The organism is Aeromonas sp. 95A (assembly GCF_051919235.1).
In the GTDB taxonomy this organism is placed as follows: Bacteria; Pseudomonadota; Gammaproteobacteria; order Enterobacterales; family Aeromonadaceae; genus Aeromonas; species Aeromonas veronii.
Genome location: NZ_JBQBFC010000001.1, coordinates 2,139,137 through 2,152,364 on the forward strand (window position 1 = coordinate 2,139,137; position 13,228 = coordinate 2,152,364).

At 60.1% G+C, this 13,228-nt stretch carries 11 protein-coding genes; 6 read left to right on the forward strand and 5 right to left on the reverse strand.

Going from position 1 to position 13,228, the window contains the following annotated elements; all coding sequences use genetic code 11:
• Positions 1–53 precede the first annotated feature (53 nt).
• Together ACTG2U_RS09515 and ACTG2U_RS09520 are read left to right on the forward strand one after the other, a co-directional pair.
• Positions 54–1,103, forward strand: a complete 1,050-nt coding sequence (locus tag ACTG2U_RS09515) for an oxidoreductase (RefSeq protein ID WP_439974398.1) — start codon at positions 54–56, stop codon at positions 1,101–1,103.
• A 309-nt stretch (positions 1,104–1,412) separates the two neighbouring features.
• The gene (locus tag ACTG2U_RS09520) at positions 1,413–1,658 is read left to right on the forward strand and encodes a hypothetical protein (RefSeq protein WP_193860654.1); all 246 of its coding nucleotides are present in this window, start codon (positions 1,413–1,415) and stop codon (positions 1,656–1,658) included.
• A gap of 62 nt (positions 1,659–1,720) precedes the next feature.
• On the opposite strand, the gene rimJ is transcribed toward ACTG2U_RS09520, so the two are convergent.
• Positions 1,721–2,272 (reverse strand): ribosomal protein S5-alanine N-acetyltransferase, encoded by a 552-nt coding sequence (gene rimJ / locus ACTG2U_RS09525; protein ID WP_439974399.1) that lies wholly within the window; start codon positions 2,270–2,272, stop codon positions 1,721–1,723.
• Positions 2,272–2,826, reverse strand: coding sequence for a GNAT family N-acetyltransferase (locus ACTG2U_RS09530; RefSeq protein ID WP_139436561.1), 555 nt, complete (start codon positions 2,824–2,826; stop codon positions 2,272–2,274). Before ACTG2U_RS09530 ends, rimJ begins: the two co-directional genes overlap by 1 nt.
• 346 nt (positions 2,827–3,172) lie before the next feature.
• On the opposite strand from ACTG2U_RS09530, the gene ACTG2U_RS09535 reads away from it, so the two are divergent.
• Positions 3,173–4,948: a M4 family metallopeptidase gene (locus tag ACTG2U_RS09535; protein ID WP_439974400.1), complete on the forward strand. Its 1,776-nt coding sequence runs from the start codon at positions 3,173–3,175 to the stop codon at positions 4,946–4,948.
• Between the two features lie 32 nt (positions 4,949–4,980).
• Here the strand turns inward: ACTG2U_RS09535 and ACTG2U_RS09540 are convergent, their stop codons facing one another.
• Positions 4,981–5,874 carry a LysR family transcriptional regulator gene (locus tag ACTG2U_RS09540; RefSeq protein ID WP_144715049.1) on the reverse strand — a complete coding sequence of 298 codons (894 nt, stop codon included), beginning with the start codon at positions 5,872–5,874 and terminating at the stop codon, positions 4,981–4,983.
• Positions 5,875–5,966: 92 nt separating this feature from the next.
• Here ACTG2U_RS09540 and mdtH point away from each other — a divergent pair, with 92 nt between their 5' ends.
• Both mdtH and ACTG2U_RS09550 read left to right on the forward strand, forming a co-directional pair.
• On the forward strand, positions 5,967–7,163 hold the full coding sequence (gene mdtH, locus ACTG2U_RS09545) for a multidrug efflux MFS transporter MdtH (RefSeq protein WP_439974401.1): 1,197 nt from the start codon (positions 5,967–5,969) through the stop codon (positions 7,161–7,163).
• Between the two features lie 139 nt (positions 7,164–7,302).
• The gene (locus tag ACTG2U_RS09550) at positions 7,303–8,214 is read left to right on the forward strand and encodes a bifunctional helix-turn-helix transcriptional regulator/GNAT family N-acetyltransferase (RefSeq protein WP_047436333.1); all 912 of its coding nucleotides are present in this window, start codon (positions 7,303–7,305) and stop codon (positions 8,212–8,214) included.
• A gap of 237 nt (positions 8,215–8,451) precedes the next feature.
• On the opposite strand, the gene prfC is transcribed toward ACTG2U_RS09550, so the two are convergent.
• Entirely contained in the window at positions 8,452–10,041 is a 1,590-nt protein-coding gene (gene prfC, locus ACTG2U_RS09555) for a peptide chain release factor 3 (RefSeq protein WP_085942070.1), read from the reverse strand.
• Between the two features lie 429 nt (positions 10,042–10,470).
• Between prfC and ACTG2U_RS09560 the strand changes: the two genes are divergently transcribed.
• On the forward strand, positions 10,471–11,193 hold the full coding sequence (locus ACTG2U_RS09560; RefSeq protein WP_040067517.1) for an SDR family oxidoreductase: 723 nt from the start codon (positions 10,471–10,473) through the stop codon (positions 11,191–11,193).
• Between the two features lie 141 nt (positions 11,194–11,334).
• Here the strand turns inward: ACTG2U_RS09560 and ACTG2U_RS09565 are convergent, their stop codons facing one another.
• Complete coding sequence (locus ACTG2U_RS09565; RefSeq protein WP_047436336.1) at positions 11,335–13,182, reverse strand: GGDEF domain-containing protein; 1,848 nt, start codon at positions 13,180–13,182, stop codon at positions 11,335–11,337.
• Between the last annotated feature and the right edge of the window lie 46 nt (positions 13,183–13,228).

Below are 13,228 nucleotides of genomic sequence, written 5' to 3' on the forward strand. Positions count from 1 at the left end.
CAGAGAGCCTGTGATGGCGACCCCACTCACTCGATGTCAGCGGAGAACCCTCGATGAGCCACACTCTCAACGCAGCCCTGGTGGGCTATGGCTTTGCAGGCAAGACCTTCCACGCCCCCTTCCTCTCCACCACCTCGGGCTTGTCCCTGAGCTGGGTGGTAAGCCGCGATGCCGCCAAGGTGCAGGCCGATCTGCCCGACTGCCGGGTCGGCTCACTGGAGGAGGTGCTAAGCGATGAGACCGTCGATCTGGTGGTGATCGCCACCCCCAACGACACCCATGCCCCCCTCGCCCGCCAGGCGCTGCTGGCAGGCAAACATGTGGTGATCGACAAGCCCTTTGCTTTGGATCTGGCAGAGGCGCAAGCGCTGGTCGAGCTGGCCGAAAAGCAGCAGCGGCTGCTCAGTATCTTCCACAACCGTCGTTGGGACGGGGATTTCCTTACCGTGCGCCGTTTGATTGCCGAAGGGACGCTGGGGCAGATCGCCCAGTTCGAATCCCACTTCGATCGCTATCGCCCCGAAGTGCGCCAGCGCTGGCGCGAAGCGGGTGGCCCGGGTTCCGGCCTCTGGTTCGATCTCGGCCCCCATGTACTGGATCAGGCGCTGCAGCTGTTCGGCCAGCCGGACTGGCTGCAGGCCGATCTGGCCGAGCAGCGCCCCGGCGCACTGGCGGACGACTACTTCCATGTGGTGCTGGGTTACGGTGCTCTGCGGGTTATTCTGCATGGCAGCTGTCTGGTCTCGGCCACCATGCCGCGCTTTGTCATTCACGGCAGCCAGGGATCGTTCGTGAAATTCGGTATGGATGTGCAGGAAGATCAGCTCAAGCTGGGCAAGCGGCCACCGGCGGCGGATTGGGGCATGGATAGCGAACCCGGTCTGCTCAGCAGTATTGTCGATGGTCAGTTACAGCAGCAGAGCGTGGTGGGTGAGGCGGGGGATTATGGCGCCTACTATCGCGGTGTCTGCGCCGCCATCAAGGGTGAGGGAAGCAATCCTGTGCCAGCAAGTGAAGCGCTGGCGGTGATGGCGCTGCTGGATCTGGCCCGTCAGAGCCACCTTGAGGGAAAACGGCTGCCCTGTCAGAAGCTGTCTGACTAAGGTGCGGGTCATCGGCCGCGCTTGAGCAACCTTGACCTTGTTAAACCGCCACAAGATGGCAGCAAAGCGGTGTTTTATTGTGCAATCAGCGCTATTTGACGGCATCTTGTATTGATATCAGTCGTTGCAGTGGAGCTTTTTATCAACGGCACGAAAAAATGTCATTGTGATATCCGTTTTCATCGGTAACTAATGGGGCTATATTGCGCCCGCCTGCTGCCTCCCGGCTTCTTGTTTCAATACCGGGCAACGGTGGGCGCTGTGATGGTTGCACAGACCATCTCTCCATCTTTTTTTGAGGGAATGCACATGAACAAAGTACTGGTAGCCGGTATCCTGGGTCTGATGTTGACTGCTTGCGGTCAGAAAGAAGAAAAAGCTGCCGCTCCTGCTGCTCCGGCCGCCGAAGTTGCTGCCACTGTAGAAAAAGCCGCTAGCGAAGCCACCTCTACCGTAGAGAAGGCCACCTCCGAAGCGACTGCAACCGTAGAAAAAGCTGCTACCGAAGCCGCTACCAAGGTTGAAGCTGCAGTGAGCGATGCCAAGGCCAACTAAGCCTGCACCTCATTCGAAGACGGGTCCGAAGGCAACTTCGGGCTCGTTTTTTTATCTGTCGCTCAGGGGGCCGGATTAATCAGCGAGGTAAGGATGTGATCCTCCCAGCGACCATTGATCATCAGATACGCCCGCGCGAATCCCTCCCGCTCGAAGCCAAGCCGCTCCAGCAGGGCGCCACTGCGCTGATTGGCAGGCATATAGCAAGCCATGATGCGATGCAGATCGTGCTCCCGAAACAGGTAGTCGATGGCGGCTGACAGCACCTCTCCCATCACCCCCTGCCCCTGATGCTGCTGGTCGATGGCATAGCCCAGATGACACGCCTTGAAGACCCCCATCAGGATATTGCTGAAGTTGCAGGTGGCGATCACCCGCTCGCCAGCCGGATCGAGGGCCACCAGATTGACGCCGGTGCCGTTGAAGAACTGGCTGTAGCTGTCCTGCAGCCGGGCATGCCAGTAAGAGAGAGTGTAAAACTGCTCGTCCCGAAGCGGCTCCCAGGGGGCGAGATGGACGCGGTTGCGCCGGTAGAAGTCGAGCATCATGGGGGCCCGATCCGGCGACAGTATGGTCAGGTGGGTGCGGGCCGTCTTGATATGTGGCAGCGCCATCAGGACTCCCTCTGTCTTAGCCACTCGTCACGCAGCAGGCTGTAGTGGACATGGTCCACAATCCGGTTGCCCAGCCGCTCTGCGCGCCGGGTCACCCCCTCAAGCTGCATCCCGAGCCGTTCACAAACAGCCCTGCTGGGCTCGTTATCGGTGGCGGCGCTGATCTCCACCTTCTCCATCCCCATCTCCTCGAAGGCGTGGTGGATCAGGGCCTGACAGGCCCGGGTGATGATGCCGTTACCCTGCCAGCGCTCCGCCAGCCAGTAACCAATGACCACCTTGCCAAGGTCGTGATCGATGCTGTTGTAACCGATAACCCCCACCACCTCCCCCTGATACTCGATGGCGGTGGTGAGCCCCTCGCCCCGGGCGAACTTCTCGATGGCACTGCGAATGAAGAGGGCGCTGTCAACAGGGCGCTGGATCAGTGGCGGCCAGGGTAGCCACTGTGAGAGGTACTCCCGGTTGTCATTGCAGAGGGCAAACAGTTCGCTCGCCATATCGGGCTGCAAGAAGAGCAGCGCAAGCTCGTCGTCCAACTGCCATGAAAACATGGGATTCTCCTTTCAAATCAGTGATCAAATAGCGAATCAGCACCCAATGTAGCCAATCGCCACTGGCCGCGCCAGCCACTTTTACGGCCCCCCTCCGGCAGGCGTCGCAGAGGGTGACGGCGCACGCTCTCTCCTCCCTCAAAAGAGGAGGGGGGGTGTCTGAAACCGGATAATGCTCTCCACATGACGCCGATTAATCCCCCCAAACGGCACTTTGGCAGATCCTGCTACCCCTTTGTGCTGCGCTGTCACTTTTGACAGGGGGCACTTTCCCCCACCGGCACTAGCTTCAAAACGCCCGACCTTCGGTCGGTTTATCAACCTCATCGATTTAAGGAAAGAAGAGATGAATAAAATTTATCTGGCCGTTGCGCTGGCCTGCTGGGGAAGCGCCGCACTGGCGGCGCAAGAGGTAGAGATCAACGTAACGGCAAACGGCATCCGGGCCATGACAGGCCTCAGTGCCGCGAGTGGTACCTTGCAGCTGGAAGATGGCGAGTTTCGTCAGGTGCGGGTGGTCAAGCTGCCCAACGGCCAGCAGCGGATCCGCTACGAGCAGGTCTGGAACGGCATCCCGGTAATGGGTCAGGTGGTGGTGGCTGACAAGAGCCTGAACGGCCAGTTGCAACAGGCCAGCGGACGCATGCTGCGCCAGATCGATCAGGATGTGGCAAGCCCGGTCGCCACCCTTTCGCCACAGGATGCCGCCAGCAAGGCCAAGGCGGGCAGCAAGGGGAGCAACGAGCAGATCAAGCTTTACGTGATGCAGGACGAGAACGGTCTGGCCCGACTGGTCTATCAGGTCTCCTTCGTTGCGGAAGGTGACAAGCCAAGCCGCCCCTTCGTCATTCTTGATGCCCAGAGCGGTGAGGAGCTCAAACGCTGGGAGGGGATCAACCACAAGGACGCCACCGGCCCGGGGGGCAACATCAAGACCGGCAAATACTTTTACGGCACCGACTTTGGCCCGCTCATCGTCGATGACAACTGCCGGATGACCAGCCCCAACGTCGATACCATCAACCTCAACCACGCCACCTCAGGCGGGGCCATCCACCAGTTCACCTGCCCGGAGAACCGGGTCAAGGAGATCAACGGCGCCTACTCGCCCCTCAACGACGCCCACTACTTCGGCAACGTGGTGTTCGACATGTACCGCAACTGGTACAACACGGCGCCCCTCACCTTCAAACTGAAGATGCGGGTTCACTACAGCAAGAATTACGAGAACGCCTTCTGGGATGGCAGCCAGATGACCTTTGGTGACGGCGCTACCACCTTCCACCCGCTGGTGAGCCTCGATGTGGCGGCCCATGAGGTAAGCCACGGCTTTACCGAACAGAACTCCGGGCTGATCTATTCAGGACAATCCGGCGGCATCAACGAGGCCTTCTCCGATATGGCGGGTGAAGCGGCCGAGTTCTACATGAAGGGGAGCAACGACTGGCTGGTCGGCGCCCAGATCTTCAAGGGCAACGGCTCCCTGCGCTACTTCGAGGATCCGACCCGGGATGGCAGATCCATCGGCCATGCCGCGGATTATCAGGAGGGGATGGATGTACACCACAGCTCCGGGGTCTACAACCGCGCCTTCTACCTGCTCGCCACCAGCAGCGGCTGGAACACCCGCAAGGCATTTGAAGTGTTCTTGCTGGCCAACCGCCTCTACTGGGGCGCCAACACCAACTACCAGCAAGGGGCCTGCGGCGTCAGCCGGGCGAGCGCCGACCTGGGTTACAGTCAGGCGGATGTGGCACGGGCCTTCCAGACCGTCGGGGTCGATGCCAGCTGCGGCACCACGCCGCCACCAAGCGACAACGTGCTGCAAAACGGCGTGCCGGTGAGCAACCTCGCCGCCAGCAAGGGTGGCAAGCTCAACTACACCCTGAACGTACCGGCGGGCACCAGGTCGCTGCAGATCAGCAGCAGTGGCGGCACCGGAGATGCCGACCTCTACGTCCGCTTTGGCAGCGCCCCCACCAGCAGCAGTTACGACTGCCGCCCCTACAAGGGGGGCAATAACGAAAGCTGCTCGTTCACCAATCCCAAGGCGGGCACCTGGCATGTGCAGCTGTCAGGGTTTTCCGCGTTCAGTGGCGTGACCCTCAAGGCCAGCTACTGATCCACTCGATGCGGGCCTTGTCCCGCATCGCTCTACTCATTGCGCCACCGTTTCGCCAGCGTGCGGGCGGTGGCCAACACGGTTTCCCGGGCCGGATTGGGCCGCTTGCCACCGCGCCACGCCATCATCACATCCCAATGCTCCTGCGGCAGATTGCGCACATCGAGCCTGACCAGCCGCCCCACCTCCAGATCCCGCTTGATGGCCAGCTCCGGCATCAGGGTGATAAACCCGTGTTCCAGCGCCAGATCCCGCGCCGCGCTGGCGGGTTGCACCGCATGCAGGGGGCTGGCGGCCCGTCGCAACCGCCGCAACTGCTGGATAAAGACGTCACACCCAGGCCCCCAGACCTGAGGTGCCAGCCGCTGGTCGGCAATATCCTCCAGGGTGAGGCCGTGACAACCGGCCAGCGGATGCAATGGCGAGGCGATAGCGATAATGGGGGAGCAGCAGAGCAGCTCCATCTGCAGGCCCGCAACCGGCGGACGCTTGAGCACAAAGCCGATATCGGCCTCGCCGGTCAGCAGCGACTGCATGATCTCGCCGGAGTGATCCGTGGTGCAGCGGATCTCGAACGGCTCGTCCACCAGCTCCATCAATAACGAGCCAAACACCACCGAAGTGAGGGATGGCAGACTGGAGAGACGGATACAAGGCAGCGCAGGCGCCCCCTGCATTGCCAGCCGCCCTTCGCTCAGGATCGACAGCGCAGAGCGGGCCGATGGCAGAAACTCCTCGCAGGCACGGGTCGGCGTCACCCCGCGTCGATGACGCTGAAACAGCGGCGCCCCGAGGCTCTCCTCCAGCTGGGCAATCCGCTGGCTCACCAGCGGCTGTGACCAGCCACGAATGGCCGCCGCCTGACTGAAGCTGCCCAGCTCGGCCACATCCAGCAGCAGTTGCAGATCGTCCAGATCCATAGACATAAATAATCCTGATATGAAATATAGGTAGTTGTCGTCTACCACTATATCTAAACCCTCTCCAGAATGAAGGTATCTGTGAATGAGAGGGCGTTATGGTCGATAGGGCGAGGTTTTGGGGACGCTGGTTTCTGGCGCTGGATACCACACTGGTGATCCTGGGTTTCTTTGTGGTGATGCCGATGATCAGCCTGCGCTTCGTCGATCAACTCGGCTGGGCGGCCGCTCTGGTGGGGCTGGCCCTCGGCCTGCGCCAGCTGACCCAGCAGGGACTGGGGATCTTCGGCGGCTCCCTCGCTGACCGCTTTGGCGCCCGCCCGCTCATCGTCACCGGCATGCTGTTGCGCGCCGTCGGCTTTGCCACCCTGGCCTGGGCCGACAGCGGCGCCATGCTGATTTTCTCCTGCTTCCTCTCCGGACTGGGCGGTTGCCTGTTCGACCCGCCACGGGCGGCACTGGTGATCAAATTTACCCGTCCCCATGAGCGGGGCCGCTTTATCTCCCTGCTGATGATGCTGGAGAGCGCAGGCGCCGTCACCGGTGCCCTGCTCGGCAGCTGGCTGCTGCGCTTTGACTTCACCTACGTCTGCCTGCTGGGCGCCGGGCTCTTCACCCTGGCGGCTATATGCAACTGGACCCTGCTGCCCGCCTACCGCCTCTCGGTCAAACCGACCCCGATGCGGGAAGGGTTGGGACAGGTGCTGGCGGATCGCGCCTTCTGCCGACTGGTACTGATCCTGAGCGGCTACTACATGCTGTGGGTACAGGTGATGCTGATTTTCCCCATTCTGGTCAAGCAGCTCTCCGGCACCACCACGGCAGTGGGCTGGATGTACAGCCTGGAAACGGCGCTGTCACTGGCGCTGCTCTACCCTATCGCCCGTTTCAGCGAGCGGCGCTATCGGCTGGAGAGCCGGCTGATGGCGGGTATCCTGCTGATGACGGTGGGGATCGGACTGGTCGCCTTCGTCAGTACCCTCTCCGGCATCTTCGTACTGCTGGCCTGCTTCTATCTGGGGATCATCATCTGTGAACCGGCCCGGGAGACCCTGATGACCCGGCTGGCCAACCCCACAGCCCGCGGCAGCTACATGGGCTTCAGCCGCCTCGGACTGGCGCTGGGGGGCATGACCGGCTATGTGGGCGGTGGCTCCCTCTATGACTTCTCGCTGCAACAGGGACAACCTGCCCTCCCCTGGCTGGTGTTGGGCACCATAGGCGTCGCCACCATGTTGCTGCTCGCCCGCTGCTTCTCCCGCCGCCCGGAGCTGGCTATCAGAGCCGCCGCCTGACGACCCCCCTGCCTACGGCAGCCCCGCCAACGGTGCTGCCGCTCACCTCATATTCTGCAAGTCATCACAGCAAAAGGTTGCGAATTACAACTTTTACGCTATTTTAGTTGTCATGCACAACTAAAAAGGAAACCACGATATGGATCCCCGTCCCCTGCGCGCTCTGTCGCGCGATCTGGTTCGCGAACTCGGCATGCTCTCCCAGCAGTGCGGCAATCTGGCCCTCACCCCCATCGAGGCTCACCTGCTGATCGAGCTGGAAAACGCCCCGGCCACCAACCAGCAGCTGGCAGAAAAGCTGCACATCGACAAATCCAACGCCAGCCGTCCGCTGGCGCGCCTCGCCGAACGGGAGCTCATCAGCTGGCACCCGCACCCCTCCGACGGGCGCAGCAAGGAGGCCCGCCTCACCGTCAACGGTCAGGGGATGCTGCTGGAGTTGCACCGGGAGATGGACGGGGCGATGGAAGAGATGCTGGCACAGTTGAGCCTGCCCGAGCGGGAGCAGCTGTGGCAAGGGCTGCGGCTCTATCGCAGCGCCCTCTCCCGCGCCCGTCGCCAGCGGGGTTACCAGATCCGCCCCATCACGGCGGCGGACAATGCCCAGATCGCCTTGGTGATCCGCGCCGTCTCGGCCGAATATGGCCTCACCGCCGACAAGGGGTATGGGGTCTCGGATCCCAATCTCGACACCCTCTCCCAGAGCTATCAGGGGGAGAAGAGCCGCTATTGGGTTATCGAAGGGCCGGACGGTTCCATCCTCGGCGGTGGCGGTATTGCGCCATTGGCGGGAGAAGAGGGTGTCTGCGAGCTGCAGAAGATGTACTTTATGCCCGCCCTGCGCGGACTGGGCCTTGGCAAACGGCTGGTATTGCAGGCTCTGGACGAGGCGCGCGCGCTTGGTTATCAGCGCTGCTATCTGGAAACGACCGAGGTCTTGCGCGAAGCCACCAGCCTCTATGAATCACTGGGCTTTGAACACCTGCCCAGCCCCCTTGGCTGCACCGGCCACGGGGATTGCGAGATCTGTATGGTGCTGACACTGGGGTAGCCCCCTCATCCCCAACCCTTCTCCCGCAAGGGGAGAAGGGGGCAAAAACACTTCCGCGATCTTTCAGGCAGACCGCTGATGGTTCCCTCTCCCTCTGGGAGAGGGCTGCTTGCGACTGGAAGATGCTGAACCATTACCCCCTGCATCCCTCCTTAAACAGGCACAACGGCACAAAACAAGAGACCCCGCCGAAGCGGGGTCTCTTTGATTATCTGCCAACAGGCAAACAAACCGTTATCAGTGCTCGCGAGTCTGGCGGAACTCCACGTCGGGGTGACGCTCCTGGGCCAGGCGCAGGTTGACCATGGTCGGTGCGATATAGGTGAGGTTGTCACCGCCATCGAGGGCCAGGTTGACCTCGTTCTTGCGCTTGAACTCTTCGAACTTCTTGACGTCGGTGCCTTCCACCCAGCGGGCGGTGGAGACGTTGACCGCCTCGTAGATGGCCTCAACGTTGTACTCGCTCTTGAGGCGCGAAACCACCACATCAAACTGCAGCACACCGACCGCACCGACGATGAGATCGTTGCTGATCAGCGGACGGAACACCTGCACCGCCCCCTCTTCGGAGAGCTGGACCAACCCCTTGAGCAGCTGCTTCTGCTTGAGCGGGTCGCGCAGGCGGATGCGGCGGAACAGTTCCGGTGCAAAGTTCGGGATGCCGGTGAACTTGAGATCTTCACCCTGGGTGAAGGTGTCGCCGATCTGGATGGTGCCGTGGTTGTGCAGACCGATAATGTCACCGGCGAAGGCGTCTTCCGCCTGCTCACGGTCACCGGCCATAAAGGTCACGGCGTCGGAGATGTTCACATCCTTGCCGATACGCACATGGCGCATCTTCATGCCCTTGCTGTAAGTACCTGACACGATACGCATAAAAGCGATACGGTCACGGTGCTTCGGATCCATGTTCGCCTGGATCTTGAATACGAAACCGGAGAACTTCTCCTCGGTCGCCACCACTTCGCGGCTCTCGGCCTTGCGTGGCATGGGAGACGGCGCCCAGTCGGTCAGGCCGTCCAGCATGTGGTCAACACCGAAGTTACCAAGCGCGGTACCGAAGAAGACCGGGGTCATCTCGCCAGCGATAAAGGCATCGTGATCGAACTCGGGAGAGGCGCCCTGCACCAGCTCCAGCTCGTCGCGCAGTTGCCGGGCCAGATCTTCGCCGACGGCGGCATCCAGATCCGGGTTGTTCAGCCCCTTGACCACCCGCTTCTCCTGGATGGTGTGGCCCTGACCGCTCTGATAGAGATAGGTCTCATCCTTGTAGAGGTGATAGACACCCTTGAAGGATTTACCGCAGCCGATAGGCCAGGTGATGGGGGCACACATGATCTTCAGCTCGCGCTCCACCTCGTCCATCACTTCCATCGGATCGCGCACTTCGCGGTCCAGCTTGTTCATGAAGGTGAGGATGGGGGTATCACGCAGACGGGTGACTTCCATCAGCTTGCGGGTCCGGTCTTCAACACCCTTGGCGGCATCGATGACCATCAGGCAGCAGTCGACCGCCGTCAGGGTACGGTAGGTATCTTCAGAGAAGTCCTCGTGACCCGGGGTATCGAGCAGGTTGACCAGACAATCGGCATAGGGGAACTGCATCACCGAGGTGGTGATGGAGATACCACGCTGCTTCTCCATCTCCATCCAGTCGGATTTGGCGTGCTGGCCCGAGCCACGGCCCTTGACGGTACCGGCGCGCTGAATGGCCTGTCCGAACAGCAGGACTTTCTCGGTGATGGTGGTTTTACCCGCATCCGGGTGCGAAATGATCGCAAAAGTGCGTCTCTTGGAGACTTCACTCAGAAATTCAGCTGACATAATTCAACGTTCTTCTATTGAGCGGTGGCATCAGCCACCGTGGGAATAAATCCGGAATGCCGCTCACGGCACATGTATACGCAACGAAAGCCACGCCAGCTGGCGTGTTGCCAACCTGGTGGAGAGAGGGAGGAGGGTTGCGTTACATGGGTCTTCTCGCCTGAGTCAAAGCAAAATTGCGCGACATTATACCCGCGCGAGTGAAAAATACCCAGCCTGACAAGAGATGATAATTTGGCCGCACATCTGTTCCACAGGTTCCAACTGAACAGAAAATCAAACACTCCGAATCGGATGGCAGCATCCGGACCACGTGGAGTTGGCCCCCTCCCCATGCCAGCAACAACCACTCTTGATAAATTTTCATACTTGGACTTTCCCTATCCAGCTACAAATATGTAAATCGTATCTACATAATGGAGAGGTCATTACATGAAACATTCCACCCTGCACAATCAACAGATCGTCATTATCGGTGGTACCTCGGGTCTTGGCCTGGCCACCGCCCAACAAGCGATCGAGCAAGGCGCCAAGGTCATTATCGGCGGTTCCAGCCGTGAGCAGCTTGCCACTGCACTGGCTGAACTGGGCCCAAGTGCCAGTGGCCATCAACTGGATATTCTCGACGTCGACTCCGTCAATCACTTTTTCAACCAGCTGGATTCGCTGGATCATCTCGTCATCACCGCCGCCGTCATGCGACCAGGCAGCTTTCTCACCGCTGCCATCGAGGATTTGAAAATCAACATGGACAGCCGCTTCTGGGGAAGTGTTCATGCGATCCGCGCCGCAGCACCCAAACTGTCCGAACGCGGCTCCATCGTGCTCACGTCCGGGATGGTGACGCGCCGCCCACAACTGGGTAAGGCACTCCCTGCCGTTGCAGCTGGCGCGGTTGAAACGCTGGCTCACAGTCTGGTTACCGAGCTGACCCCCCGTCGGATCAACGTCATCAACCCGGGCCCCATGCGCACTCCCATGCTGCTTAAAGCACTAGGCAATGACCCACAAAAAGTGGCAGCCGTGGCGCAAAGCCTGCCGTTGAAGCGCTTGGGAGAGGGAGAGGATTATGCGCAGGCCGCGCTGTTCCTGATGAGCAACAACAACATGAATGGTGAAGTGCTTCACCTCAATGGTGGGAGCGCCTGGGCATAACGCCCTTCTGACGGTCTTCTGCGCTCGCGCTTGCCAATCTGTCATCGCAGGCAAGAATGAGCGCAGGGGACGAGCATCATCGCCGTATCAGTGTGCTCCCCAATAGCGATGACACCCTGGTGAGTGACAACACCCAGCCCGTCACTCGTCTGTCTCCACCCGGTTGCGCCCCGCCTCTTTCGCACGATACAGCGCATTGTCAGCACGCTGGATCAAGGCCGCCAGATCCTGATCATCGTCTCGCAGAGAGGCACATCCGATACTGATGGTTACCGGGTACGACATGCCGGGCAGCGCTCGGTTGGCCGCCGTGTGACGGATCCGCTCAGCCACCCGGCACGCCTCTTCAAGGCTGGTATCCGGCAGCAGGATCAAGAACTCCTCTCCGCCGGTACGTCCCAACTGATCCTGGTGCCGCAGCTGACGATCTGCCGCCCGAGAGACCCATTGCAGCACCCTGTCTCCTTGGTGATGGCCCAGGGTATCGTTGATCCGCTTGAAGTGATCGATATCGAACACCAGCAGACAAAATGGCGTGCCCTGCCTGCGAGCCAGCGCCAACATATCGCTGCCCTGCCGCAGCACCCGACGGCGGTTGTTGATGCCGGTCAGTTCATCGGTAAAGGCCAGACGACGCATCCGACGGTTGCGATCCAGCAGCCACCCCATCGTCAGCAGCGCCAGTACCCCGCAGAGCACCATCACCACCAGCAGCCAGAAGCGACGCTCCTTGACCTGCTCCAGCTCCTGCTGCTGCAACTGCTGCTCGATTCTCAGTCGTGCATTATCCCCTTCTTGACGGGCCAGTTCGAACTCACCGCGAACCCAGGCAATGCTTTGCTCTCGTAACAGTTGAGCGAGGAGCTGTTCTTGCGTCAGGTTATCCCGCTGGGCAGCCAACGCCGCAGGATAGTTATGCAACGCCTCCTGTGCCTCAGCACGCAATGCATACAACGTGGTAAGAAACAGTACATAGCCCTTCGCCTTGAGAATGGGCTCAACTCGCTCCAGCGACTGCAGCGCTTGTTCCGGTTGCCCAGCCTGCAGCTGCCACTTGGCTCTCACCAACTCTACACGGCCATAAAGCACGGGATCCACATCTGCCAACAAGACTTTGCTAGCCGCATCCAACAAGCTCTTTGCTTCATCGGGGTTACCCAGCCCGAGCAGGGCCTCGGCCTTCATTATCTGACGAGCAGCATGCTCAATCCGATACCGGATCTGACGGTAGTATGCAGAGCTGAGCTCAAGTTCTGCCAAGGCATCCTGATAACGTTCGGTCCGCAGGTAGATAAGAGCAAGTTGATCGCTAAGTCTGGCCATGCCGAAGCGATCACTGCTGGCGATAAAGTACGGACGAAGCGGCGCCAAAGCAGTAAATGCATCAGTATAAAGGCCCATACGACGAAATGCTGCTGCAATCTCCAGCTGGACGTGCTGAGACCATGATATCAATCCGAGCCGTTCATAAATGGTGTGCGCCCTGGTAAGATCAACCAACCCTTGGCCTGCCGCGCCGTGAAACGACAACATAGCGCCACGGAGAGAGAGAGCCTGAGCTTCCAGCTTTGGCTCGTGGGCCACCCTTGCCCGTTGCAACCCCTCATCGTAGTCCTTACGGGCATGTGCCACATCACCCAGTAGCTGATTGAACCAACCACGACAGATGGTCAGGTCTGCCATAGCAACGCCATCCTGCTGCTGGTACGCCAGCAACAATTGGGCATTGGCATAGGTAACAGCCGCACTGGACTTCTGCATGTCATCGGCAGATTGTGCCCAACAGGTCAGACGCCGGATCCGCATCAGCTGCGATTGTGAATAAGAATCCCCCTCCTGCAATAACTGGTTAAGTCGCTCGCTCTGTAACTCTATAAGCTGGTAGGTTCGCTCCATCTCATCAAGCACCCCTTCCAGCTGGGCAGGAGCCAAAGGATAAGCCGCAAGCCTGAACGCTGCCAACAAAAGCAGTACAGCGAGATGACGCATAAACTCTCCGGATAAAAGGGGCAATCCGATACTACATGACTATTGT

Coding starts and splice junctions, on each gene's coding strand:
- ACTG2U_RS09530 (WP_139436561.1), bottom strand. CDS start 2,826: ATGTTTTCATGGCAGTTGGACGACGAGCTTGCGCTGCTCTTCTTGCAG.
- ACTG2U_RS09520 (WP_193860654.1), top strand. CDS start 1,413: ATGAACAAAGTACTGGTAGCCGGTATCCTGGGTCTGATGTTGACTGCT.
- rimJ (WP_439974399.1), bottom strand. CDS start 2,272: ATGGCGCTGCCACATATCAAGACGGCCCGCACCCACCTGACCATACTG.
- ACTG2U_RS09550 (WP_047436333.1), top strand. CDS start 7,303: ATGGATCCCCGTCCCCTGCGCGCTCTGTCGCGCGATCTGGTTCGCGAA.
- ACTG2U_RS09535 (WP_439974400.1), top strand. CDS start 3,173: ATGAATAAAATTTATCTGGCCGTTGCGCTGGCCTGCTGGGGAAGCGCC.
- ACTG2U_RS09515 (WP_439974398.1), top strand. CDS start 54: ATGAGCCACACTCTCAACGCAGCCCTGGTGGGCTATGGCTTTGCAGGC.
- ACTG2U_RS09540 (WP_144715049.1), bottom strand. CDS start 5,874: ATGTCTATGGATCTGGACGATCTGCAACTGCTGCTGGATGTGGCCGAG.
- ACTG2U_RS09565 (WP_047436336.1), bottom strand. CDS start 13,182: ATGCGTCATCTCGCTGTACTGCTTTTGTTGGCAGCGTTCAGGCTTGCG.
- mdtH (WP_439974401.1), top strand. CDS start 5,967: ATGGTCGATAGGGCGAGGTTTTGGGGACGCTGGTTTCTGGCGCTGGAT.
- ACTG2U_RS09560 (WP_040067517.1), top strand. CDS start 10,471: ATGAAACATTCCACCCTGCACAATCAACAGATCGTCATTATCGGTGGT.